This is a genomic window from Streptomyces sp. enrichment culture (assembly GCF_964272855.1).
Taxonomy (GTDB): domain Bacteria; phylum Actinomycetota; class Actinomycetes; order Streptomycetales; family Streptomycetaceae; genus Streptomyces.
In genome coordinates, this window is the sequence record NZ_OZ186847.1 from 649,853 (window position 1) to 674,572 (window position 24,720).

General features: G+C 70.6%; 11 protein-coding genes. 1 reads left to right on the forward strand and 10 read right to left on the reverse strand.

What is annotated here, in order from left to right; genetic code table 11:
• Nucleotides 1-260 precede the first annotated feature (260 nt).
• On the forward strand, nucleotides 261-6,296 hold the full coding sequence (locus ACSU6L_RS02705) for an amino acid adenylation domain-containing protein (RefSeq protein ID WP_437053124.1): 6,036 nt from the start codon (nucleotides 261-263) through the stop codon (nucleotides 6,294-6,296).
• Here the strand turns inward: ACSU6L_RS02705 and ACSU6L_RS02710 are convergent.
• The 10 genes from ACSU6L_RS02710 to ACSU6L_RS02755 form a co-directional block, all read right to left on the reverse strand.
• Nucleotides 6,259-7,002: an aspartate/glutamate racemase family protein gene (locus ACSU6L_RS02710; protein WP_437053126.1), complete on the reverse strand. Its 744-nt coding sequence runs from the start codon at nucleotides 7,000-7,002 to the stop codon at nucleotides 6,259-6,261. The two genes, ACSU6L_RS02705 and ACSU6L_RS02710, sit on opposite strands and share 38 nt — an antisense overlap.
• Before the next feature lie 4 nt (nucleotides 7,003-7,006).
• Entirely contained in the window at nucleotides 7,007-8,284 is a 1,278-nt protein-coding gene (locus ACSU6L_RS02715; RefSeq protein ID WP_437053128.1) for an MFS transporter, read from the reverse strand.
• On the reverse strand, nucleotides 8,284-11,424 hold the full coding sequence (locus ACSU6L_RS02720) for an amino acid adenylation domain-containing protein (RefSeq protein WP_437053130.1): 3,141 nt from the start codon (nucleotides 11,422-11,424) through the stop codon (nucleotides 8,284-8,286). Before ACSU6L_RS02720 ends, ACSU6L_RS02715 begins: the two co-directional genes overlap by 1 nt.
• Before the next feature lie 14 nt (nucleotides 11,425-11,438).
• Nucleotides 11,439-13,364 carry an amino acid adenylation domain-containing protein gene (locus ACSU6L_RS02725; protein WP_437053132.1) on the reverse strand — a complete coding sequence of 642 codons (1,926 nt, stop codon included), beginning with the start codon at nucleotides 13,362-13,364 and terminating at the stop codon, nucleotides 11,439-11,441.
• Nucleotides 13,365-13,382: 18 nt separating this feature from the next.
• Nucleotides 13,383-17,981 carry an amino acid adenylation domain-containing protein gene (locus ACSU6L_RS02730; protein ID WP_437053134.1) on the reverse strand — a complete coding sequence of 1,533 codons (4,599 nt, stop codon included), beginning with the start codon at nucleotides 17,979-17,981 and terminating at the stop codon, nucleotides 13,383-13,385.
• A gap of 18 nt (nucleotides 17,982-17,999) precedes the next feature.
• A complete protein-coding gene (locus ACSU6L_RS02735) occupies nucleotides 18,000-18,863 on the reverse strand; it encodes a hypothetical protein (RefSeq protein WP_437053136.1) in 864 nt (287 codons plus the stop codon).
• Nucleotides 18,864-18,886: 23 nt separating this feature from the next.
• Entirely contained in the window at nucleotides 18,887-19,840 is a 954-nt protein-coding gene (locus ACSU6L_RS02740) for a fatty acid desaturase family protein (RefSeq protein ID WP_437053138.1), read from the reverse strand.
• A 9-nt stretch (nucleotides 19,841-19,849) separates the two neighbouring features.
• Entirely contained in the window at nucleotides 19,850-20,965 is a 1,116-nt protein-coding gene (locus ACSU6L_RS02745; protein WP_437053140.1) for an amidinotransferase, read from the reverse strand.
• Nucleotides 20,946-22,010, reverse strand: a complete 1,065-nt coding sequence (locus ACSU6L_RS02750) for an aldo/keto reductase (protein ID WP_437053142.1) — start codon at nucleotides 22,008-22,010, stop codon at nucleotides 20,946-20,948. Before ACSU6L_RS02750 ends, ACSU6L_RS02745 begins: the two co-directional genes overlap by 20 nt.
• Nucleotides 22,011-22,227: 217 nt before the next feature.
• Entirely contained in the window at nucleotides 22,228-24,333 is a 2,106-nt protein-coding gene (locus ACSU6L_RS02755) for a BTAD domain-containing putative transcriptional regulator (protein ID WP_437053144.1), read from the reverse strand.
• Nucleotides 24,334-24,720 lie beyond the last annotated feature (387 nt).

Consider the following 24,720-nt stretch of genomic DNA (forward strand, 5'->3'; position numbering starts at 1 on the left):
TTGTGCGGACGTCGGGTGGAGGCGGCGTGGTCACGGGCCTGTGCGCCGGACGAGGGGCGGAGCGGGCCCGGGACCGGTGCCGCCGCGCCCGTACCCGACCCGTAACACTCCCATGCGCACCGACGGCCACCAGCGCGACCTGCGGTGTCCTCGTGGCCGGCCGATCACGGACGTGTCGGTGCCGCACCAGCACACGTAGCCATAGTGGGCAGCGAACCCGGTGAGTCCCCCACATGGCATCAGAAGCGAGGGCATCGAGGATGAGTGCGGACGCACAGGCCCGATCGGTCGCGAAGAGGCAGCGCCTGCTGGATCTCTTGATCGCCCGCGAGGGCCACTCCCATCGGATCGGTCCTGCCGACCGGGCCTCGGACCTGCCGCTCTCGTCCGCCCAGCAACGGCTGTGGACTCTCGACCGGTTGCTGTCCGACCGCTCTTTGTACAACGCGCCGCTGGCCTACCGGCTGCGCGGCCCGCTGGACCGCTCCGCTCTGCGGCAGGCGTTCACGGGCGTGGTCGCCCGCCACGAGGCGCTGCGGACCACCTTCGCCGTGCGCGCGGGAAGCCCCGTTCAAGTGATCGGCGCGCCCCGTCCCGTCGACATCCCGGTGGTGAGTCTGGCCGGGATGCCGGACCGGGAGAGCGAAGCCGTCCGCCTGGCCGATGCCGAGGCCAAGGTGCCCTTCGATCTGGAAGCCGGCCCGCTGTTCCGGCTCAAACTGATCGAACTGGCCGCCGACGACCATGTCCTGCTGATCACACTGCACCACATCGTGACCGACACCTGGTCGCTCGGTGTGATGTTCAGGGAGATCGCCGCGCTGTACGCCGCGGCACACGACGGGAGTTCGCCGAACCTGCCGGAACTCGCCGTGCAGTACGCGGATTTCGCCGTGTGGCAGCGCCGGACGATGTCCGGGGAGAGGATGCGACGGGAACTCGCCCACTGGAGAGCGCGGTTGGACGGCACACCACAGATCCTCACCCTGCCTCCGGACCGGCAGCGCCGCGCCCTGCCGTCCTTCGGCGGTGCGCAGCACACGTTCACCGTGCCCGAGCAGGCTCTGCTGCCGTTGCGGGAGATCGCCCGAGCACAGGACGCGACGTTGTTCATGGTGCTGCTCGCCGCGTTCAAGCTGCAGCTCTCCCGGTACTGCGGCGAGACCGACGTCGTCGTCGGCTCTCCGGTCGTCGGCCGTGGCCAGGTCGAACTGGAGCCGCTGATCGGCTTCTTCGTCAACAACCTGGTGCTCAGGACCGATCTGTCCGGTGATCCGCCGTTCACCGAACTCGTCAGGCGGGTGCGCGACACCGCGCTGGAAGCCTACGATCACCAGGAGCTGCCGTTCGAGAACCTGGTGGACGAGCTGCGGCCGACGCGCAATCTGAGCGTGCAACCGCTGGCCCAGGTGAACTTCCAGGTCTACGAACGGCAGAACCTCGATTCCGCCCGGGTTCCCCCGGCCGGGCCCGCCGCCGTACCCGGCGACGACCTGACCCTGCCCGGACTCCGCGTCGAGTCGATGCCCGTCGCGACGCACACGAGCAAGTTCGATCTCTCCCTGGAGTTCACCGAGAGCGGCCGGGACCTCGTCGGCCGGATCGAGTACTCCACCGATCTGTACGACGAGTCGACCATCGAGCGGTTCGCCGACAATTTCGGTGCCCTGCTCCAGGGAGTCGTGTCCCGCCCGGACAGCAGGCTGTCCGCACTGCCGGTGTTCGCCGAGCGGGAGCGCGTCCGTGTCCTGGAGGAGTGGAACGACACCGACGAGCCGGGCGTGGCAGGCCGTTGCCTGCACGCACTCGTCGAGGCGCAGGCCGCACGCACTCCGGACGCTGTCGCGGTGATCACCGAGGACGGCCGGCTGACCTATCGGGAGCTCGACGACCGCGCCAACGCGCTGGCCCATCATCTGCGCGCGCTCGGTGCCGGGACCGAGTCGACGATCGGCGTCCGGGTCGAGCGGTCCGCCGAGTACGTCGTCGCCGTCCTGGCCGTCCTGAAGGCCGGTGGCCTCTTTCTGGCGCTCGACCCGGACCAGCCCGTCGACCGGCTGGCGTCGCTGCTCACCGACGCCGGCGCGTCGATGCTGATCACCCAGGCCCGGCAGACCGCGATTCCCGCGTGGGACGGCGTCACCTACGTCTTCGAACGCGACTGGGCCACCACCGAGGGGTTCCCCACCACGCCGCCGGTCGTCGCCACCGTCGCGGACAACCTCGCGTACGCCATCCACACGTCGGGCTCCACCGGGCGCCCCAAGTGTGTCGTCACGCCGCACGCCGGCATCGTCAACTACCTGACCTGGCTGCAGAGCGAGCACGGACTGTCGGCCGGGGACCGGGTGCTGCACAAGGCGCCGTTCGGTTTCGACGTGTCCGTGTGGGAGGTCTTCTGGCCGCTCACCACCGGCGCCGCGGTGGTGCCGGCCCGCCCCGGCGAGCAGGGGAATCCGAAGTACCTCGCCGGCCTGATCAGGGACACGGGAATCACCGTCGCCCACTTCGTGCCGTCCATGCTGCAGTTCTTCGTCGCCGAGCCGGCGGCCGCCGAATGCGCGGGACTGCGTCTGGTGATCTGCGGGGGCGAGGCCATCACCACCGAGCTGGTCAGCCGCTTCCACGGGACCTTCGACGCCGTGCTGCACAACCAGTACGGCCCGGCCGAGGCCTCCATCCAGGTCACCGGATGCACCCTGCGGCCGGGAGCGGAGAAGGCCTCGCTCGGTCGCGCCGTGTGGAACACCCGGTTGTACGTGCTCGACGCCGCGGGGAACCCCGTCCCGCAGGGCGCGGCCGGTGAGTTGTACCTCGCGGGTGTACAGCTCGCCCGAGGCTATCTCCACCAGCCGGGCATGACCGCCGAACGCTTTCTGCCCAATCCCTTCGGCCCGCCCGGCAGCCGGATGTACCGCACGGGCGACCTCGTGCGGTGGCTTCCCGACGGGACGCTCGAATTCCTCGGCCGCACCGACCACCAGGTGAAGATCCGCGGAGTCCGGATCGAGCCCGGCGAGATCCAGAGCCAGCTGATGGCCCATCCCGCCGTTCGCCAGGCCGTCGTGGTGGCGAGGCAGGACGCGTCCGGTGACAAGCGGCTGGTGGCCTACGTGGTCCCGCGGGACACCGCGGACCCCGGCCGGCTGTCCACGGCACTGCGCGCCGCGTTGTCGGACCGCCTGCCGAGTTACCTGGTGCCGTCGGCGTTCGTCGTCCTCGGTTCCCTGCCCCTCAACCGCAACGGCAAGGTGGACATGGCCGCGCTTCCGGCCGCCACCGTTCCGTCCGACCGTCCGGCGGTGGTCGCACCGCGCACCGAGGCGGAGCGGCTCCTGGGCGAGGTGTGGCAGACGGTGCTGCGCCTGGACGAGGTCGGCGTGCACGACAACTTCTTCGCGCTCGGCGGTGACTCGATCCGCGCGATCGAGGTGACGTCCCTGGCGGCCGCCTCCGGACTGCCGCTCCGCCCCAACCAGCTCTTCCAGCACCAGACCCTCGCCGAACTGGCCGCGGTCGCGGCCGAGCCGGACGACGCCGGCGCGGCTGTGCGCCTGGCGGAGCAGGGCGAGGTCACCGGGCCGGTGCCGCTCACCCCGATCCAGCGTTCCTTCGTGTCGGTCGGCGACGCCCGCCGGGACTACCAGACGCAGTGCCTGGCGCTGGAGATCACCGCGGACCTGCCGGCCGAGACCATCGCCACCGCCGTCGACCACCTGGTACGGCACCACGACCAGCTCAGGACCCGATGGGCGGGCGACGGCGAGGTCTGGACCCAGACGGTGGAGCCGTACCGGCCGGAGGACCGGCTGGACCGGGTCACCGTGGACGATCCGAACGTCGGCGCCCTGCTGGACGCCTACGCGACAAGGGCGGCCGAGACGCTCGACCCGGTGGCGGGCCGGATGGTGCGAGCGGTCCTCCTGGAGCGCCGGGGCGCCAGGCCGGTGCTGCTGGTGGTCGTCCACCACCTCTGCGTGGACGCCGTCTCGTGGCGCATCCTGGCCGAGGACTTCGACGCGGTGTGCCGTCAGCTCCTCGACGGCCGGACCGAACCCGTGCTGCCCGCCAAGACGACCTCCTTCCGGACGTGGGCCGAGCGGCTGCACGAGCTGGCCCGATCGCCCGAACTGGCCGACGAGGCACGCCACTGGCGCTCCGCGATCCCCCGCGAGCTGCCGCCTCTGCCGCGTGACGGTGCGGTGCCGCCCGGTGGGAGCACCCACGGCGACACGGAGCACTTCGAGTCCGTGGTGTCCCACGACACCACGCGTGCCCTGATCGAGGAGGTGCCCGACGTCTACCGGACCCGGGTCAACGATGTGCTGATGACGGCGCTGGCACTGGCCTTCGGCACCTGGACCGGTTCGCCGCGGCTGTTGGTGGATCTGGAGGGCCACGGCAGGGAGCCGCTCTTCGACGACGTCGACCTCACCCGGACCGTCGGATGGTTCACCTCGGTCTTCCCGGTGTACCTGGACCTGGCCGACCCCGCCGACCTCGGCGGTTGCCTGACCACCGTGAAGGAGACCTTGCGCGCGGTCCCCCGCCGTGGCATCGGCTTCGGCCTGCTGCGGCACGTCCGCGCGGACGAACACCGCCTCGACGATCTGCCGCGGGCCGAAGTCCTGTTCAACTACCTCGGCCGGATCGACACGCCCTCCGGCGGGGACGCCCTGTTCCGGCAGGTGCCGAATCCGCTGCGGGCCCAGAACGCGCCGAGCCGGCCGCGTACCCACCTGATCGAAGCGTATGCCCGGATCCAGGACGGGCGCCTCGTCGTGCACTGGTCCCACGATCCCGCCGTCCACGACCGGAGCCGCGTCGAGAGCGTCGCCCGTGAATTCACCGCGGCGCTGGAACGGATCGTCGAGTTCTGCCGTCTGCCGGACAGCGGAGGGCGCACGGCGTCGGACTACCCGCTCGCCGGCCTGTCCACCGCGGATCTGAGGCGGCTGTTCGGTTCCTGCCGGGGCATCGAGGACATCTACCCGCTGTCCACCCTGCAGACGGGCATCCTGTTCCACACGCTCACCGCGGCCAACGCCGACGTCTACCTGACGCAGGTGAGCTGGGAGCTGGGCGACGTCGACGCTGAGGTGATGGCCCGGGCGTGGCAGGAGGTGGTCCGCAGGACCCCCCTGCTGCGTACCCGGTTCACCTGGAAGGCCGTGTTTCCGGCGCTTCAGGTCGTCGAGCGCGAGGTGCACCTCCCGGTCACGCGCCTGGACTGGTCGGACCGCGACCCCGCCCGGCAGCGGGAGGCGCTTGAGGACCTGCTCGACGACGGCAGGCGGAACACCTTCGATCTCGAACGGGCTCCGGTCGCCCGCGTGACGATGATCAGGACCGGTCCCGCGGACTGGCGTGTCCTGGTGGAGACCCACCACATCCTGCTCGACGGCTGGAGCATCACCATGCTCATCGGCGATGTGCTGGCGATGTATCAGGCACTGGCCGACGGCACGGAGTTGCGGCTGCCCGTCCGCCGTCCGTTCCGGGACTTCATCGCATGGCAGGGCGGACGCGAGGCGGGCGCGGACGAGCGGTACTGGCGCGGCTACCTCACGGGGTTCACCGAGCCGACGAGGCTGCCCGTCGAGCCGTCCGGCGCCACGGGGTACGGGGTGCACCGCCGGGAGCTGCCGGCGGAGCTGTCCGACGCGGTGCGGGACTGCGCGCGACGCCTGCGCGTCACCCCCAGCACGATCTTCCAGGCCGCGTGGGCCCTGATGCTCAGCCGGTACACGAACGCCACCGACGTGGTCTTCGGGGCCACCGTGTCGGGCCGTGCGGACTGGCCGGGGATGGAGGGGATGATCGGCCTGTTCATCAACACGCTCCCCGTCCGCGTCCGGCTGGGACGCGGTGACCGGCGCCTGGACGACTGGCTGCGGGAGGTGCAGTCGGACCGGACCCGGATGCCGTCCGAGCAGACCTCGCTGGCGGACATCACCGCGTGGAGCGAGATCCCGCCGCGGCAGCCGCTGTTCGACAGCATCGTGGTGGTCGGGAACTACCCGGTCGACGATCCGGTCCGGACGGCCTTGGGCGGCATGTCCGCGCGGCATCTGCGGGTGCGTGAGATGAACAACTACCCGCTCAGCCTGATCGTCAACGGTGAGACGCCGTACGAGTTCGAGATGCAGTACGACCGGAGCATGTACGGGCCGGCCATGATCGAGGGCATCGAGCGATGCGTCACCTCGGTGCTGCGCAGGATCGTCACCGGCACCGAGGCGACGCTCGCCGAACTGATCAGCGCGGTCGGTCACCACCCGCTGCCAGGTCACTGATCGCGGCCAGCGTCGCCGCCGCGATCGCGTCGGTGACCGAGACGACGGTCTCGTCCGGCTCGTCCGGTGTCCACAGCAGCGGAAGCTCGGTGCAGCCGAGGAGGGCGGTGAAACCGCGCCGGCGGTAGCGGCGGATGAGCTCGCCGAGCACGTTCACCTCTGCCGGACCGGTCCGGCCGCTCTTCACCGCGAGGATGAGCCGGTCCAGCGTCTCCTGCTCCGCGCTCGTCGGGTAGCGCAGTTCGACGTCGTCCGGCCACGAGGGTTCGTACAGGCCCTGCCGCCGCGTCGGCGACGTGCAGAACACCACGCACCGGGTGGCACCGCGGCGGGTCAGCTCCCGGGTGGTCGCCCGCAGCCCGTCGACGATGGTGGCGCCGGTCCGCTCCTGGACGTCCGCCCGGTAGGCGTGGGTCGTCGCCGAGGCGAGCGCCACCACCGTGCAGCCGAGCGACTGCAGGTCCCTGGTCGCCGCGACCAGTTGCGGGAGCGGCGACTCGACGCCGGGTAGCCCGCCGAGATGCCCGAGCCGGCTGGGGAACGGCCGGCTGAGCAGGACCGCGGAGTAATGGTCCTGGTCCGTCTTGGCCGCGGTCAGCCGGACGAACCGCTCGTACAGGTGAGCACCGGCCAGCGGGCCGAGGCCGCCGACGATCCCGGCGACCGGCACCGAACGGATGCTGATGTCGTGGCTCAAGCCCGGCAACGCTTCACTCCTTCTCCTGTGGCGGCGTCCGTGACTCGCCCGGCACCGCGTCGATGTCTCGCCACACCTTGAGGATCCCGAGGCTGGAGGCCGCCGCGGCGTAGACGCAGGCGAAGACGAGGAGGGTCCCGGTCAGGCCGGCCCGGGCGACGAGAGCGCCTCCGACGATCGGTCCCAGGGGAACCGTCGCGAAGGCGGCGGCGGAGATCGCGCCCAGCACCCGGGCACGCATGTTCTCCGGGATCCGGTGGTACTGCGCGGTGCGCAGGATGGGATTGATCATCCCGGAACAGAATCCGGTCGCCGCGACCGCCGCGAAGACCAACGGCAGGGCGGGTTCCGCGGCGAGCACGAGGCAGCGGGGCAGTCCGACCAATGTGAAGGCAACGGTGAAGAGGAGCCGGCGCGGCAGCCGTTGGGCCACCGCGCCGAAGGCGATGCCACCGGCGACTCCCGCCACCGCCGAGGTGCCGATGAGCAGGCCGACCGCTCCCGCACCCGAAAGGACCTGGTCGCCGTACACCGGGAGCACCACGCTGACGTACGCCACGTCGAGCATGTTCGTCGTGGCCAGGAGCAAGGCGACCGAGCGCAGCAGCCGGTCCCGCCACAGGAAGGCGAAACCCTGCAGCAGACCCGCGAGATAGGGTTCCTTCGCGGCGTCGCCCTCGGGCTTCGGCGCCTTGGACACGGCGACGAGCAACGCCGCCAGGACGAACGTTCCCGCGTCCACCAGCAGCACGTTGACCGGACCGATCAGCGCGATCAGGGCGCCGGCGAGCGGAGCACCGGCCATGCGTGCCCCGCGTTCGACCACTTCCAGCGCGCTGGACACCCGTTCGATGCTCATTCCGGACCGCTGCGCCAGGTCGGGCAGCAATGCCTCGCGTGCGGCGTTTCCCGGCACGTCGAAGGCGGCACCGAGGAAGACGAGGACGAGCAGCACCGGGAACGTCAGCACGTCCGCGAGGTGCAGGAGCGGGATCAGCGCCACCATCCCCCCGCCGAAGAGGTCGGCGATGACGCTCGCCCGGCGGTAGCCGATGCGGTCGACCACGATGCCGCCGAACGTCAGGGACAGCAGGATCGGCAGGAACGACGCCGCCGCCGCCAGGCCCGTCCGCGTGGCACTTCCCGTCGTGTCGAGCACGAACCACGGCACCGCGAGGTACGTCATCGAATTGCCGGCGAGGGAGATGCCGTGCGCGCTCAGCACCGCGAACAGCGGGTACTTGCCCGGTGCCGCCACACGTACGTCGGGCGCGCTGGGGGTCGTGTCCATCAAGTGTCCTTCGAGAACCTGGATATCGGCACGTGGGCGCCATGGTCGCCATCGAGCAGGGAGTCGATCAACCGGTCGATCATCCGAGCGATCGAATCCTTCCACTCCCCGTCGAACAGCGCGCTGTCGTACACGAGATGCAGATCGATGTCCGCGGGGCGCTGGGTGACGAACAGGGCGATCGGGTACCGCGACCAGGCGTCGGGCGGATCGACCGGAGTGATGGTGAGCCCGGGCACCCCGCCCCCGTCGTCGGGTGCTTCCTGCATGTTGAACAGCGCCTGGGCGAAGTGGACGTCCGAAGGGAACGCCGCCAGGCCCTCGCACACGCTCTCCAGTGGCGGCTCGGCGTGTGCGAGCCCGTCGAGCAGACCGGCCCGGACCCGCGTCAGCAGGGTGGACAGCGTCGGATCCGCCGTGACGTCGGCGCGGATCAGCAGGGTGTTCGCCACGAAGCCGATCATGTCCTTGCGCTCGGGACGAGCGCGGTTCGCGACCGGTGTCGCCACGTGGAAGGTCTCCCGCCCGAACGAGAGGGACAACGCGGCCTGGAACACGCTCATCAGCAGCATGGACGGCGTCGCACGGACGCGGGCCGCCAGCCGCAGCAGGCGCCGGGTCCGCTCCTCGCCCAGCGGGTTCGCATGGTGCCCGCGACGCTGGTACCGGTCCTCGGTGTACGGGTACCCGTCCGGCAGCTCGATCAGCGCGGTCGCACCGGCCAACTGGGCCCGCCAGTAGGCGATCTCGGAATCCCACGTCCCCACCTCGGCCTGCGCCCGCTGCCAGGTGGCGAAGTCCTGGTACTGGAGCGGCACGGGCGCCAGCGGCGACGGCAGCCCGGCCGAGAACGTCCGGTACAGCTCGGTCAGCTCCCGCAGGACGTTCCCCATGGAGTGCCCGTCGAACACGATGTGGTGCGCCACCAGGTGGAAGACGTGTTCCTGGCGGGAGAGGCGGATCAGACCCGTACGCCACAGCGGTCCGTTCGCGAGGTCGAAGCCGCGTCGCACCGCGGCGCGGACGCGGTCGGTCAGCGCACTCGGCGGCTCGGTGCCGAGATCGTCGACGGGCAGGACGACCGGTGCGGGCGGGTGCGTGCGGACCACCGGCTCGCCGTGCTGCTCGGGGAAGTCCGTGCGCAAGGACGCGTGGCGGCGGACGATCTCCGTCAGGGCGTCGGTGAGCGAGGCGACGTCCAGCTCGCCGTGCAGGCGGAACACGCCCGCCACGTTGTAGCAGGTGTTGCCGGGGGCGAGGTGGCGGTCGACGCGCCAGATGTGCTCCTGGGACGGCGAGAGCCGTGGACCCTTGTCCGGCGCCGGCACGATCACGGGTGCGGACGCGCGGTCGCCGGTCGTCCGCCGGACGAAGTCGGCCATGGCCGCCGGGGTCGGCGCCTCGAACACCGCCGCCAGGGGTATCTCGGTGTCCAGGACGTCGGAGATCCGGGCGGCCAGGCGCATGGCGAGCAGCGAGTGTCCGCCGAGGTCGAAGAAGTCGTCGTGGACTCCCACCACGGTCGCGTCCAGTGTCTCGGCCCAGACCGCGGTCAGGGCGTCTCCGAGCGGATCGCCCGCCGGGGTGGGCGCGCCGAGCAACGCGGACCGTTCCGCGGTCGGTTCGGGCAGTGCCCGACGGTCGATCTTGCCGGTCCGGTTGCGGGGCAGGGACTCCATCGGCACGAAGGCCGTGGGTATCGCGTGGTCCGGCAGCACTCCTGACAGGCTCGCCCGCAGTTCGCCGATGGCCGGCGGCGGGGCTTTGTCCGACCAGGCCACGTAGGCCACAAGTCCGGTGTCCCCGGCCCGGCACGCCGCTTCCCGGACCGCGGGCAGGGCGGACAGGGCGGCCTCGACCTCGTCGAGCTCCACGCGCAGTCCGCGGATCTTGACCTGGTTGTCCGTCCTGCCCAGGAATTCGAGGAACCCGTCCGCACCCACCCGTGCCGTGTCGCCGGTGCGGTACATCCGCTCACCCGCGCGCCCGAAGGGGTTCGGTACGAAGCGTTCCGCCGTCATGCCGGGGCGGTGCCAGTAGCCCTGTGTCAGCCCCGCTCCGCCGATGTACACCTCCCCGGGCCGACCGTCCGGGACCGGATTCAGCGACCGGTCGAGCAGCTGGACCGTCACACCGGTGATCGGCTGCCCGATCGGTACGTACGTGCCGGTCGGCGCCGAGGGCAGCTCGTACGCGGTGGCGGTCATGGTGCATTCGCTCGGCCCGTACATGTTGACGATCCTCGCGTTCACGAAGACCCGTCGCATCGCGGCGACATCCGCGGGGTGCAGCCTCTCACCGCTGACCAGGATCACCCGGACCGCCGGCACGGGGGCGTCCGATCGGTCCGCCTCCCGGACGAGTTCACGCACCACCGAGGGCACGACCGCGAGGACGGCCGTGACACCGGCGTCCACGATCACCCGCAACGCCTCGGCGGCGTCCCGGCCCCCGTTCGGCGTGATCACCGTGCGGGCGCCGACCGTGAGCGGGAAGAACATGTCGCGCAGCGAGGCGTCGAAGGAGACCGCGGCGAGCTGGACCACCCGGTCGTCCGCGTCTACGTACCGCTCACGGCACAGATGGTCGAAATAGTTCAGCACGCCGCCGTGCGTGCCCGCGATTCCCTTCGGCGTTCCGCTGGAACCCGACGTGAAGTAGACGTAGGCGAGGTCGTCCGGATGGAGCGACGGTGTGTCACCGAGGGCGGGGCCGTCCGGCGCGGACATCATGTCCGCGAGGTCGAGCCAGGTCGTCCCTTCGGGAAGCTCCGAGTGCCGGCGATCGGTCACTCCCAGACGCGGCGGATCGACGGCCAGCATGCGCCGCAGCCGGTCGGGTGGCTGGTCGGAGCCGAGAGGCACGACGGCTGCGCCCGTCTGCCACACCGCCAGTACCGTCGCGACGAGCCAGGGAGAACGGTCCAGGTGCACGGCGACGTACGTGCCGGGTCCGGCGCCGTGCCGCCGGAGGCGGCGCGTGATGCGGTCCGCGGTGTCACCGAGCCGTCGGTACGTCCACGTACCGCCGTCGTACTGGACGGCCGGTGCGGTGGGCGTGCGCGTCGCGCAAGCCTTGATCCGCGCGGGTATACCGCCGGTCCAGTCACCGGCGGAGTCGGCGCAGGGCCCTGTTCGCACAGTGTCTCCCCCCGTCAGGTACCTGTGGTGGCATCGGTGGACGTCGAGGCCTCGCGCAGCAGCTGCTGCGCCGTCGCGGTCGCCTTGCGCCACAGGGGCTCGTCCTCCGCGAGCACGGCGCAGAGCCCTCGGATGGTCGGCGCGTCGAGCACCTGGGTGACCGCCACCTCCACGCCGAGCACGGCCTGGATCGCGGCGATGAGCCGCAAGGCGCCCAGCGAGTTCCCGCCGGCGTCGAAGAAGTTCGTCTCGGTGCCGACGGCGGTCACGCCGAGAATCTCCTCCCACAGGCTCACCAGGACTTCCTCGACGGGCGACTCCGGCCCCCTGGTGCCGCTGTGGTGATCCGTCCGGCGTGCCGGTTCGGGGAGCGCGGCGCGGTCGACCTTGCCGCTGGCCGTGCGGGGCAGGGCGGCCAGGACGGACACCACATCCGGGACCATGTAGCGCGGCAGCGTCTCGTGGAGGAATTCCCGCAGGTGATCACCATCGGTCTCCGCCGACCTGACGGTCACGTAGGCGTAGAGGCGGCGGTCGCCCGCGGGGTCGGGCCGGGCGACGGCGACGGCGTCCTTCACGTCCGGATGCGCGCGCAGCGCGGACTCCACCTCGCCCAGTTCGACCCGGAAGCCCTGGATCTTGACCTGGAAGTCCTTGCGCCCGAGGAACTCGATGTTCCCGTCGGGCGCGTAGCGGCCGAGGTCCCCGGTTCGGTAGAGGGCTTCGCCGGTTCGGGGATGGGTGACGAAGCTCGCCGCCGTACGGTCCGGATCGCGCCAGTACCCGGCGCTCACTCCGGTGCCGCCGATGTGCAGCTCGCCCGCCTCGCCGACCGGGCAGGGCGTGCCGTCGGGGCGCAGGATGTGGAACGTCTGGTTGGCCATCGGTTTTCCGTACGGGATGCTGCGCCAGTCCGGTGCCACCTCGCCGATGGGATAGAGGATGGACCAGATGGACCCTTCGGTCGCGCCGCCGGCGCTCACCACGCGTGCGCCCGGGACCAGGGCCCGGATGCGGTCCGGCAGCGCCAGCGGCAGCCAGTCGCCGCTCAGCAGCGCCAGCCGCAGGGTGGACAGTGTCTCCGCGCCGTCGTCCCGGCTCCGGGCCAGTTCCGTCAGCATGTCCATCAACGCCGGCACCGAGTTCCAGATGGTCACGCCGTGCCTGCCGACAGTGTCCAGCCAGACCGCCGCGTCCGGTACCGCGGTGTGCGGCGGGAAGACGATGGTGGCCCCGGCGCCGAGCGTGCCGAAGATGTCGTAGACGGCCAGGTCGAAGGTGAAGGAGGACACCGCGATCACCCGGTCGCCGGGCCGGACCTCGAAGCGGGAGTTGATGTCGAGGAGGGTGTTCACCGCGCCGCGGTGGGTGATCATCACACCCTTCGGCTCACCGGTCGAACCGGAGGTGTAGATGATGTACGCCAGGTCGTCGGGCGCCGTGACGACGGGCGGCGCAGCCTGCGCCGCGTGCTGTTCGTCGACGCGTACGCGCTGGACGTTCTCCGGCCAGCGCACGTGTTCGTCCACGTCCGTGCGGGTGATGACGCAGCGCGCTTGCGAGTGCCGGAGCAGGTGCTCGATCCGGGTCTTCGGGAAATCCGGGTCGACGGGCACGAAGACGGCGCCCGCCCGCAGCGCGGCCAGCGCCGCGACCGCCTGCTCCCATCCCTTCCGCAGGACGATGGCGACGATGTCACCGGGTTCCACCCCGCGTGCGCCGAGTGTGTTCGCCAGGGCCTCGGCCCGGTCGCGGACCTCGCGGTACGTCAGCTCCCCGCCGGGGTGAACGATGGCGGGGAGCTCCGGGGCCCGGTCGGCCCACGAGAAGAAGAGTGTGTGGAGGGCCGCGTCGCCGTCAGGGAAGTCGACTCGTGTGCTGTTGGCGCGAGCGATCACATCGGAATCGGCGTCGATCGGCGATCCGTCCGGCTCTGCCATGGCTGCTCTCCGTTCTGATCACATCGGGTCCGCTGACGATGGGGCCGACCCGCGGGGATGAGCGCTCAGCGGCTTGTGGGGTGCCGCGGCCGCGGCCGCGAGAAGGGTCGTGTAGTGCTCGGCTAGTCGTTGCACGGTTCCGGGGTCGAACAGGTCGGCGGCGTAGGTGAGGGTCCCCGCGATCCGGCCGTCGTCGATGCGGACGCCGACGGAGAGGTCGTACTTGGCCGGCTCGGCGCCCACCCGCACGGGGCTCACCTTCAGACCCGGCAGCTCGGGCAGGCTCGGTCCGCCTTCCTCGGTGGAGAACATCACCTGGAAATAGGGGGTGCGGCCCCACTCCCGTCGGGGTGCGAGCCGCTCGACCAGCCGCTCGAAGGGGATGTCCTGGTGGGCGTACGCGTCCAGCGCCGTGTCCCGTGCCCGCCCGACCAGTTCCGTGAAATCGGGATCACCGGACAGGTCCATCCGCAGCACCAGCGTGTTGACGAAGAACCCGACCATCCGATCGGTCTCCGGCCGGCCGCGGCCCGCCACCGAAGTGCCCACCGCCACGTCGGTCGTCCCGCACCACCGTGACAGTACGTCGCACCATCCGGCCAGCAGCACCATGGACATCGTCGCCCCGCAGTCGCGGGCCACTGTGCGCAGACGGTCGGAAACGGTGTCCGGCACGGAGAACTCCACCACTCCGGCCCGGCCGGAATCCGTGCGCGGGCGGGGCCGGTCGGCCGGGATGCGCGCCGTCACCGATCCGGCCAGCTGCTTGCGCCAGTACGCCAGCTGCCGCTCGGCGGCCTCGCCGTCCAGCCAGTTCCGCTGCCAGTGGGCGAAGTCCGAGTAGCGCAAGGGAAGTTCGGGCAGGTCCGGCACCCCGCGGCCGGCCATGGCCCCGTACACCCGCGACAGCTCGTCCCACAGGATCTCCATCGACCAGGCGTCGACCGCCAGATGGTGGGCCGCGAAGACGAAGACGTACTCCTCGGCGCCGGTACGTATCAGGAGAGCCCGCGCCAGCGGTCCGGCCCGCAGGTCGAACACGTCGAGGGCACAGCTGTCGACCAGCGGCGAAGGGTCCGTGGCCGGCTGACCGGGTGCGACCGCGGTCAGATCGGCCACCTCGAGGCGGAAGGAGTCCGGTGGCAGGGTGATCAGGGCCGGGTTGTCGTCCCGGCCCTGGATGCGGGAGCGGAGCAGTTCGTGGCGGGTGACGAGGTACGTCAAGGAGTCGGCGAGGGCCTGCTCGTCGAGCGCTCCGGACAGCCGCAGCGCGACGTGACTGTTGTAGTCGCGGCGGTACGGGTCCATGTTGTAGAGGAACCACAGGCGCAGCTGGGAGGCGGAGAGCCCGGCGGGGACGTCGTCGGGGCGCCGGGAGATCCCGGGTTGTGCCTCCCGGCCGGCGCGCTTGACGGCGTCGACGAATCCGGCGAGCACCGGGAACTCGAAGAGCGTCTTCATCGCCAGCTCGATCCGGAGCAGCTGCCGGAGCCTCGACACCACCCTGGATGCCCGCAGGGAATGCCCGCCGAGGTCGAAGAAGTCGTCCTCGAGCCCGACCCGGTCGACCTCGAGTTCCCGTTCCCACACGCCCGCGACCAGTTTGCCGATGTCGTCGCGGGGCGGCACGTAGGTCCGCTCGGAACGGTTGCGCACGACGTCGGGAAGTGCCGCACGGTCCACCTTGCCGGTCGGTGTCAGCGGGAGCCGGTCCAGGGTCGCGAACACCGTCGGAACCATGTGATCGGGCAGCGTCACCCGCAGGTGGGCGCGGAGTTCCGACCACGGGACGTGCGCCTGCGGCTGCCACACCACGTAGCCGGCCAGTTCGGGGTCGCGTTCCTCTCCGCGCACTGCCGCCACCGCGTGGGCGACGGCCGGATGGGCGGACAGCGCGGCCTCGATCTCCCCCAGTTCGACCCGGTGTCCGTGCAGCTGGACCTGGTGGTCCTGTCTGCCGCCGTACAGCAGGGATCCGTCGGCCGACCAGGACGCGAGATCGCCGGTGCGGTAGACGCGTGAGCCGGGCGGTCCATAGGGGTCCGGCACGAACCGTTCGGCGGTGAGCGCCGGCCTGCTGACGTATCCCCGTGCCACGCCCGATCCGCCGATGACGAGTTCGCCCTGCACGCCCGTCGGCGCCAGCTGACCGTGCTCGTCCAGGATCCGTACGGTCGCCCCCCGGATCGGGCGGCCGATGGGCACCCGGTGGCCGGGGGCCCCGTCGCGCACCGTGTGCATGGTCGTGTAGACGGTGGCCTCGGCCGGGCCGTAGACGTTCCACAGTGTGTGCACCCGGGGGACCAGCCGTTCGGCGAGATCGCCGGGCAGCGTCGCACCGCCGGAGGAGATGCGCAGGTCGTCGGAGGTCCACTCGTCGGGGAGCAGCGACGAGGTCGCGGGCGAGGCGTGCGTGACCGTGACGTGGTACCGGTCGATCGCCGCCGCGAACAGTTCGCCGTCCGCGGCGGCCTCGCGGGGCAGGACGGCCACGCGCGCGCCGCAGGTCAACGGAGCCAGCAGTTCCACGATCACCACGTCGGACGCCTGGGACGCGATGGCGCCCATGGTGTCGCCAGGGGTCAGCTCCAGCCGGTCGCGGACGTCCAGCATCATGCCGGAGAGTCCACGGTGGGTGATCATCACGCCCTTGGGCTCGCCGGTCGAGCCGGAGGTGAAGGCGAGATACGCCAAGGTGTCGGGATCGGCGGGACCACGCGCCGCTGTCCGCGCGGCGGGCCGGCCGGTCCGCGTCGCCGCCGAGTCGAAGTCGATCACGGCCACCGAGGCGGGTGTCGCGTCGACCGGGAAGCCGTCACGGACCAGCACGGCCTCGGCCCCGGACAGCGTGATGACGCGTGCGATCCGGTCGACCGGATACGCCGGATCGATGAGGACGAACGCGCCACCGGCGGCCAGGACGGCGATCATCGAGACGACGACCGCCGGGGATCGCTCCATCAGGATGCCGACGACGGACTCCGGCCCGATCCCGTTGTCGCCCAGCACGTCCCGCACGGCGTCGACCTGACGCTCCAGCTCGCGGTACGTCAGTCGGCCGTCCTCCCCGACCACGGCCACCGACTCGCCTCGGCTGCGGGCCTGCGCCGCGATGACCTCATGCAGATACGGCAGTTCCTCGGCGGCTCGCGGACCCGTGCCGAGCCGGATCTGATGGTCGCGTTCGTCGGTGGGGAGCAGGCCGAGAGCGCTCAAGGGTGCGTCGGGTGCCGCGGCGGCGGCGGTGAGCAGCGTCGTGTAGTGCGCGGCCAGACGTTGTGCGGTCTCGCGGTCGAACAGGTCCGTGGAGTAGTTGACGCTGCCGACGATCCGGTCGCCGGCGACTCGTACGCCGACGCCGAGGTCGAACTTGGCCGTGTCGACGCCCAGCGGCACCGGGGTCACGGTCACGCCCGGCAGGCGCGGAGTGCCCGGCTCGCTGTCCTCCATGGAGAACATCACCTGGAAGAAGGGCGTACGACCCGGTTCGCGTCGAGGGAGCAGTCGTTCCACCAGCCGCTCGAACGGCACGTCCTGGTGCGCGTACGCGTCGGCGGCCACGTCGCGCACCCGCCCCACCAGTTCCCTGAAATCCGGATCGCCGGACAGATCGGCCCGCAGGACCAGTGTGTTGACGAAGAACCCGACCATCCGTTCGAGTTCGGCCCGGCCCCGGCCCGCGATCGGAGTGCCCACGGCCACGTCGGTCGTCCCGCACCACCGGGTCAGCACTCCGTACCAGGCGGCCAGCATCACCATGAACAAGGTGGCCCCGCAGTCCCGCGCGACACCGCGCAGCCGTTCGGCCACTTCTTCCGGCACGGCGAAGTCCACCACGCCGCCCCGGCCGGAGCCCACGACGGGGCGGGGCCGGTCCGCCGGGATCTCGGCCGTGACCAGGCCGGCCAGCCGCTCCCGCCAGTACGCCAGTTGCCGTTCCGCGACACCGCCGTCCAGCCACTCCCGTTGCCAGGAAGCGAAGTCCGCGTACTCCAGCGACACCTCGGGAAGGTCCGGGACCTCGTCACCGGCCGCCACGCGGTAGGCGTGGGACAACTCGTCCCACAGGACCTCCATGGACCGTCCGTCGACCACGATGTGATGGGCCACGAAGACGAAGACGAACTCCTCGGACCCGACCCGTGCCAACAGGGCGCGTACCAGCGGTCCGGTGCGCAGGTCGAAGACACCGAAGGCGGCGGCGTCGGTCAACCGCGACAGTTCCGCGGCGGCGTCCTCGTTCCCGACGAGGTCGTGGTATGCGAAGTCGAGCCAGGAGTCCGTGAGCGTGACCGGCTCCAGCCGGCCGTCCCGCTCGGTGAACGTGGTGCGGAGCACGGCGTGCCGCCGCACCACGTCGGTGACCGCGCGTTCCAGCGCCGGCGTGTCCACCGGACCGCGCAGGCGGAACGCGTGGTGCACGTTGTACGCGGAATGCTCGTCGAGCAACTGCTCGGTCAGCCACAGGCGTTCCTGGGCGTAGGAGGCCACCGGAGAGTCCGACGTCCGCCGCGGTACCGAGCCCTGCCCGGTGGCCATCCTGGCGTTGATCAGCCGCTTCAGCCTGGCCGAACGCTCCGGATCCGCACCTTCACCGGATCGTGTCGGGTCAGACACGTCTGCCTCCTCGGCACATCAGGTCCACCAGATGAGCTCGTCGTCCGGGGTCAGGCCCGTGAAGCAGGTCAGCAGCAGACGTCTGCCGCTGTCCGGGGTCGGTCCGCCGAGGACCGCGTGCACGAGATTGCCGTTGATGACACACAGATCGCCGGTCTCGGCGGGGACGACGAGGCTGGGGAAGCCGTCCAGCGCTTCGGGCGGATAGGGGAATCCGCTGTGGGTCAGCCCCATGCGGTCTCTGCTGGGGTCGTCGGGCTCGATGTTCCACAGCTTGATGTGTCCCGTGCCCGCGGGGACGTAGGGGTAGACGTTCACCGCCATCACCCGCCGCACGGTCTGGACCTCGAAACCCGCCTGGAGCGGATCGCCGAGCTGAGCCAGATCGTCGTGCGGCATCAGCAGATAGACGCCCGCCTTGTTCCAGCACACGGCCTTGGAGCCGCCGGCGGCACGGCCGTGCTGGGCGGCGGCGCGGACCCGCTTCACCCCGCCCTGTCCGGCGATCCGGTCGCGGAAGCCCGCCACCGGGTCGGTCGCGTTCCGGTAGAGACCGGCCACCGCGTCCGCGGTCCGCGCGGCCTCGGTCAGGTACTCGTCGGTGGTCGTCTCGATGTGCGAGGCGCCGACGATGTAGGCCTCCACGCCGTCCTCGCCGTCGCCGTACCGTGGCGTCCGCATGCCGGAAGCCCAGAAGTTGTCGGTGATCCGTGCGCAGTCCTCGGGATCGACGAAGTTCCGCACCCGGTAGGCGGCCAGTTCGCCGCGCAGCACGCCGAGCACGGCGTCGACGTCCACGTCGCGGACCGTCTCGTGCACCCGGAACCCGTCGTGCGGCAGGACACCGCCCGTGATCCGCGGCACCGTCGCGCGGTGGTCCACGGCCCCTCCCTTCTCCGTCGCGATCAACGTTTGCCGCCGGCACGGTCGTGGTGCAGCAGCGCCCGGCCGGTGTGGAGGAACCCGAGCATCGCGGGCACCGGGCTGACGATGCGCGTTCTGCCGTCGAGCCGGTCGCGGAACCTCGCCCGCACCGCCGGCAACTGCGACCAGTGGGAGTTCGGGCTCAGGTGGTGCTCCTGGTGATAGCCGTCGTTGAACGTCAGCCTGTTGTAGAGGCGGCTGTAGTGGCTCACCGAGTCCGCCGCCCGGTCACCGGGGTCCGCCCCGTAGTGCCGGTAGTAGTTCTGCACGTTGACCATCGTCAGCGCCAAGTAGAAGGCCGGCAGATAGGACAGCAGGGTCCATTGCCACGAGATGGCCGCGAACACGACGAGGGACAGGCAGTGCGCGGCCCGGTCGGCGCGAATCTGCAGCAGTTCCCTGCTGCGCCGGGGTTCGCGCCGGGAGGCGAGGGACAGCAGGTCTTCCTCGTGGTCACCGACCTTCCACAGCCGATGGACGTACGACACTTCCCGGCCTCGGCCCACCAGGCTGTCCAGCGAGCCCTTGAACGCATAGCGCAGGAGCGGGGCGTGTTCGCCGTTCTCTCCGTCGCGATACGTCGACGAGAGGTCTCTCGTCGTGCCGTCCTCCCCTACGGGATCGTTGTTGAAACGGTGGTGGTTGCGGACATGCGTGAGGTGGTACGCCTGCACCGACTGGCCGATGTTGACCGAGTTCAGCAGCGACACCGCGGCGTTCAACCGTGCCGACACGAACCACGGCACATGGGTGAACAAGTGGCTCACCACAATGATGTTGTAGGAGATCAGCACGGCCATGCCCGCCGTCGAGGCGATCCTCCACGGGATCGACGCCTCGTCCCAGGTGGCGGCCAGCCACAGCATGACGACCAGCTGTGCCACGCTGAAGCCCACCAACAACGCGTCCTTCGGCGTGCTCTTCCACACCCGCACGTGGCCCCCCTAGAAGTACGATCGCAGAGCACCCCGGCGGCGCACGTCCAGCGTGGCGCAGTGGAACGATCCGCCGAAGCTGTTGAAGTTGCGGAAATCGCACGGGATCGGCTTGAAGCCGTGTTTCTTCATCAGCGAGATCATCGGCTCGTCCTGGCGCTCGACGACCACCCGCTCCTCGTCCAGCATCAGGATGTTCATGTTGATCCATTTGCTGGTCATGTAGAGCGTGTGCGAATCCGGGATGACCGGCTTCGGCGCGGTGATGACGTCCCATCCCCTGAACAGGTCCGGCACCTGCCGGACGCGTTCCGGATTGATCAGCACCTTGCCGGGCGCCATGGGAACCAGGGTCGCGTCGATGTGCATCGGATGGGCGTCGTCGAATTCGAGGACGTGTATCCGGTAGTCGTCACCGAGGTGCCGGCTGAGCCATTCGATGCCGAACGCGTTGGTGACGTTGCTCAGCTGGGCGATGATGTCGCGCCCGCACCGGGTGAAGTCGGCCGCGTCGAAGGTCGGCTCGAACTCGGTCACGACCAGCCGCCGCGGCCCGTCCTCGCCCGGATCGACCCAGGTGGCGTCGAACTGCTCGTCCTTCAGTTCCGGCTTCGGCCCCGCGCTCCACTTCGCGCCGCCCCGGAAGTACTCCTTGAGCAGTGGCCGGTAGGCGAGGGTCTCGAAGTAGCGTGAACGCCACGCCGTCGGGCATTCGATGATCTCGTCGCCGACCACCAGCAGGACGTCGCGCGGCATGGCCGCGTACATGCCAGTGCTCGACCAGTCGAGCGTGCGGTACGGGACGTTCTGCGGAATGGGTTCCGGCCGCCGGACCGTCACCCCTTCGCTTTCCAGGATGTGGACGAACTCGTCCAGCTCCTTGTTCGCCGCCGCAACGGCCTCCGCCGGGAACGGCCTGCCCGCGTTGCGCCGGAAGGTGTCGTGCTGGTCGGTGGGCAGCACCGGTGGGAGTGCGGCGTGCCACGGCGGGAAGTGCGCCTCGTCGACGATCCCGACGATCACTTCTTCCAGTGGATCCCATTCCGTGTGGCTCCACACGGGACTGGTCGGCCCGGTCTTCGCGACCGAACCCGCCTCACCGGTCTCAGGTGCTTCGGCTGTCACGCTGTGCTCCCCCAACGGTGTTCGTCGTTCCGGTGGCCTTCCGGAGCGTGCGGTGCGGTGCGAAGGTCTGCCGGTCTCCGGACCACATCGAGCGGGAGGCCACGGCTTCCAGGCGCTTCAGGTCCGTGTCCGACAGCGACACGGCCGCCGCCTTGACGTTCTCGGCGACCCGGTGCCGGCTGCGGGTACCGGGAATCGGCACGACGTCATCGCCCTGGGCCAGCAGCCAGGCGAGCGCGAGCTGCGCGGGAGTGACGCCGGCCTCCACCGCGAGCTCACGCATCTGCGCGAGGGCGGCGCGGTTGCGCTCCAGGTGGTCACCCTGCAGACGCGGGTCCAGATGACGGTCGTCGCCGGCCGTCAGATCCGCTGTCGCCAGGTCGTTGCCGGTCAGGAAGCCCCGGCCGAGCGGGCTGTACGGTACGAGCCCGATGCCGAGTTCGCGGGCGGCCGGCACCACGTCGTCCTCCGGGTCGCGCCACCACAGGGACCACTCGTACTGCAGCGCGGTGATCGGATGAGTGGCAGCGGCGCTCTTGAGGTCCTCCGGCCCGATCTCCGAGACCCCGAGGTACCGCACCTTTCCCGCGCTGACCAGCTCGCCCATCGCACCGATGGTCTCCTCGATCGGCACATCGGGATCCACGCGGTGCAGGTAGTACAGGTCGATGTGCTCGACCCCCAACCGGGACAACGACGCCTCGCAGAACCGGGCGACGTCCTCCGGCCTCGCCGAGACCCGAGCCGGACCCTCCCGCACCTCCCGCAGGATGCCGAACTTCGTCGCCAGCACCACGTCGTCCCGCCGTCCGGCGATGGCCCGGCCGACCAGGCGTTCGTTGTCGCCGGCTCCATAGCTCATGGACGTGTCGATCAACGTCACGCCGAGATCGAGCGCGTGCCGGAGCGTGGCGATGGATTCGTCGTCGTCGGCCGGTCCGTAGTCCTGCGACATGCCCATGCACCCGAGGCCGACGGGGAAGACGGTGAGCCCCGATCCCCCGAGCGTACGTGCGGGTGCGGAGCCAGAGATGACGTCGTCCACATGACCTCCGTAGGTCGCTGCAGGTGGAAATCTCCACCTCGGTGATCGAGTTGGCGCGCTTTATGATCGTCCACCCGCATAGCCGAACGCGGACACGACCGCGATCGCCCGTACCTGCCAACAGTGCTGGTCAAGCTCATCACCGCGGCCGGTAAGCGGGCCGACTACGGGTGTCACCGCCCCCTTCGGCACCCGGCCGTCACACCCGTACCCGGCGTCACACCCGTACCCGGGCTTCCTCCGCCACCTCGGCGGCATACGCGTGCAGCAGGCTGTGCATGCCGTACCGCTGCGGCATGACCTCCGTGATCAGGTGCGCCCGGACGAGTTCGTCGAGCGAACGGCGCACGAGATCCTGGGAGTCGCCGACGGCCGCGGCCAGCGAGGGCAGGTCGGCGTCCATCGGTGAACGCGTTCCCAGCTCGACGAACAACCGCGCCGCTCCCGAGCTGAGATTCCGGTAGGACCAGGAGAACACCGTGCGCAGATCGGTCGACGCGTCGCCGTTGTACAGGGCGTCCAGGATGCGTCCGTCCGCCAGCTCATCGGCCAGGGCGGCCAGGGGACGCGTGGGGTTGACGGCGGCCTTGGCGCCGACGACGGCCAGCGCGAGCGGCAGCCAGGCGCACCGGGCGATGAGCTGGTCCGTCGCCTGCGGCTCCGCCGCCACCCGGTCGGCTCCCAGCCGCCCGCTGAGCAGTTCTCTCGCCTCGGTGGTGGTCAAAGGGTCGAGTTTCAGCGGATGAGCGGCTTCCGTGGCCACCAGCCCGAGCAGCAGATCACGGCTCGTCACCACGACATGGCATCCGGGAGTGCCGGGCAGGAGCGGACGGACCTGCTCGCAGTCACGGGCGTTGTCGAGCACCACGAGCACCCGCTTGCCCGCCAGCAGACTGCGGTACGCGCCGGCCCGGTCGGCGAGTGCGGTGGGAAGACGTTCGGGCCTGCCGCCGAGCGCCTCGATGAAGCCCGGCAGGACGTCACCCGCCGAGACCGGCTCCGGCTCCGGACCGAACCCGCCGAGGTTGGCGTACAGGTGCCCGTCGGGGAAGTGCTCCACGACACGCCGGGCCCAATGCACCGCGAGGGCGCTCTTGCCCACACCTGCCGTACCGGATAAGGCCACAGTGGTCGTCGCGGTCGGATGCCGGTCGTGGGCGAGGAGGGCGTCGAGCCGCGCGACGGCGTCCGCGCGGCCGACGAAACCACCCGCCGCGGTCGGCAACTGGGTCGGCACCGGCCGTGCGGTGACCACCAGCTGCCTGGGGGGTATCGAAGGCGCCTCGGGCGAGTGGCCCGCACCCGTCAGCTCGTTGCGCAGGATCGCCTGATGCAGGTCGCGCAGTTCGGGACCGGGGTCGAGACCCAGCTCACCGACCAGCCGGTCACGCAGTTCCATGAACACCCGCAGCGCAGCGGCCTGCTGTCCGCTGCCGGCCAGGGCGACCATCAGCCGGGCGTGCGCCGGCTCGTGCAACGGGTTGGCCTCGGTGAGGCGGTACAGCACCGGGAGCACCTCGTCGTGACGGTTCAGGGCGCCGGCCGTGGCCGCGTACTCGAGGATGGCCATCTCCTGATGTCTGTTCAGCGCCGCCACGGCGGACTGGACCTGCAGCATCGGCAGGTCCTCCAGCGTCTGGCCGCGCCACAGGCTGATCGCGTGCTGGTACACGGTGAACGCCTCCTCCAGCCGCCCGGCCTCCCGGTCACGGCGGGCGCGGGACACCAGACGTTCGAACGCGAGGTGGTCGAGCTGGCTGTGATCGACCGTGAGCATGTAGCCGCCGCCCGCCGAGACCAGCACCTCGTTGGTGCGCGCCGGCGACTGGGTGGACTGCAGCTTGCGCCGCAGCCGCGACACCTGGGACCGCACGAGCTCGCCCGCCTTCGACGGCGGCCGGTGCCCGTACACCTGGTCCACCAGCGACTCGATGCTGACCGGCACACGGGGGGAAAGGGCGAGCATGCCGAGCAGAACGCGTCGCGGTTCCGAACCGAAGGTCACCGGCGCCCCGTCGACCCGCACGGACAGGGTCCCCAGCACTCTGATGTGCAGATCCCGGGCGAGCAGCTGATGCTCCTGGCTGAGCCGGATCAGGTCACGCGCCTCCGAGGACGACAACCCCAGGGCGGACGCGAGACGGTACAAGGTGTTCGCCCGCGGCCGGCTGACCCGGTGCTGCTCGAGATCGCGCAGTCCGCCCAGGCTGATGTCGGCTTCCGAGGCGAGCTGCTGTTGCGTCAGACCGACGCGAAGGCGAAGCATCTGGATCCGCTGGCCGACCGACTCGGTGTTCAACAGGCTTCGTTCGACCATTCGCATGTGCCACAACCCTTCTTGGAGATGGGTGAAACAGAACGCGCTGTACAGCCGACGTGCGTTGTGGAGATGGGCGATCCTGGTGGCGATCCTCAGGCGTGCCTCGCCCCGGAGATCAGGAGTCTCTTCCTCGGGCACGGGGCGAAGTCCACTGCGCTGTTCCGGGCGAACAGCCGTTGTTCCAAGCAGGCCGCGAGGGCGGCGCCGAAGCCGAGACCGCCGGGACGTGCGACCCGCGGCCCCGCCGACTCACCGGCCCGCGGCGGACTGTCGGCCCGGGCAGGTGAGCAGCGCAGTGCCGAGGTGACGTTTGATGGCCCGTACGGCCCGGCCGGAGGACAAGCGCTCCGGCTCGCGGGGCGAGCGAGCCCGCCGGGCATCCGATGCCCG

Bases quoted from the DNA above. Each gene is read 5' to 3' on its own strand.
- ACSU6L_RS02705 (WP_437053124.1), top strand. From the start codon at position 261: ATGAGTGCGGACGCACAGGCCCGATCGGTCGCGAAGAGGCAGCGCCTG.
- ACSU6L_RS02715 (WP_437053128.1), bottom strand. From the start codon at position 8,284: ATGGACACGACCCCCAGCGCGCCCGACGTACGTGTGGCGGCACCGGGC.
- ACSU6L_RS02725 (WP_437053132.1), bottom strand. From the start codon at position 13,364: ATGGCAGAGCCGGACGGATCGCCGATCGACGCCGATTCCGATGTGATC.
- ACSU6L_RS02755 (WP_437053144.1), bottom strand. From the start codon at position 24,333: ATGCGAATGGTCGAACGAAGCCTGTTGAACACCGAGTCGGTCGGCCAG.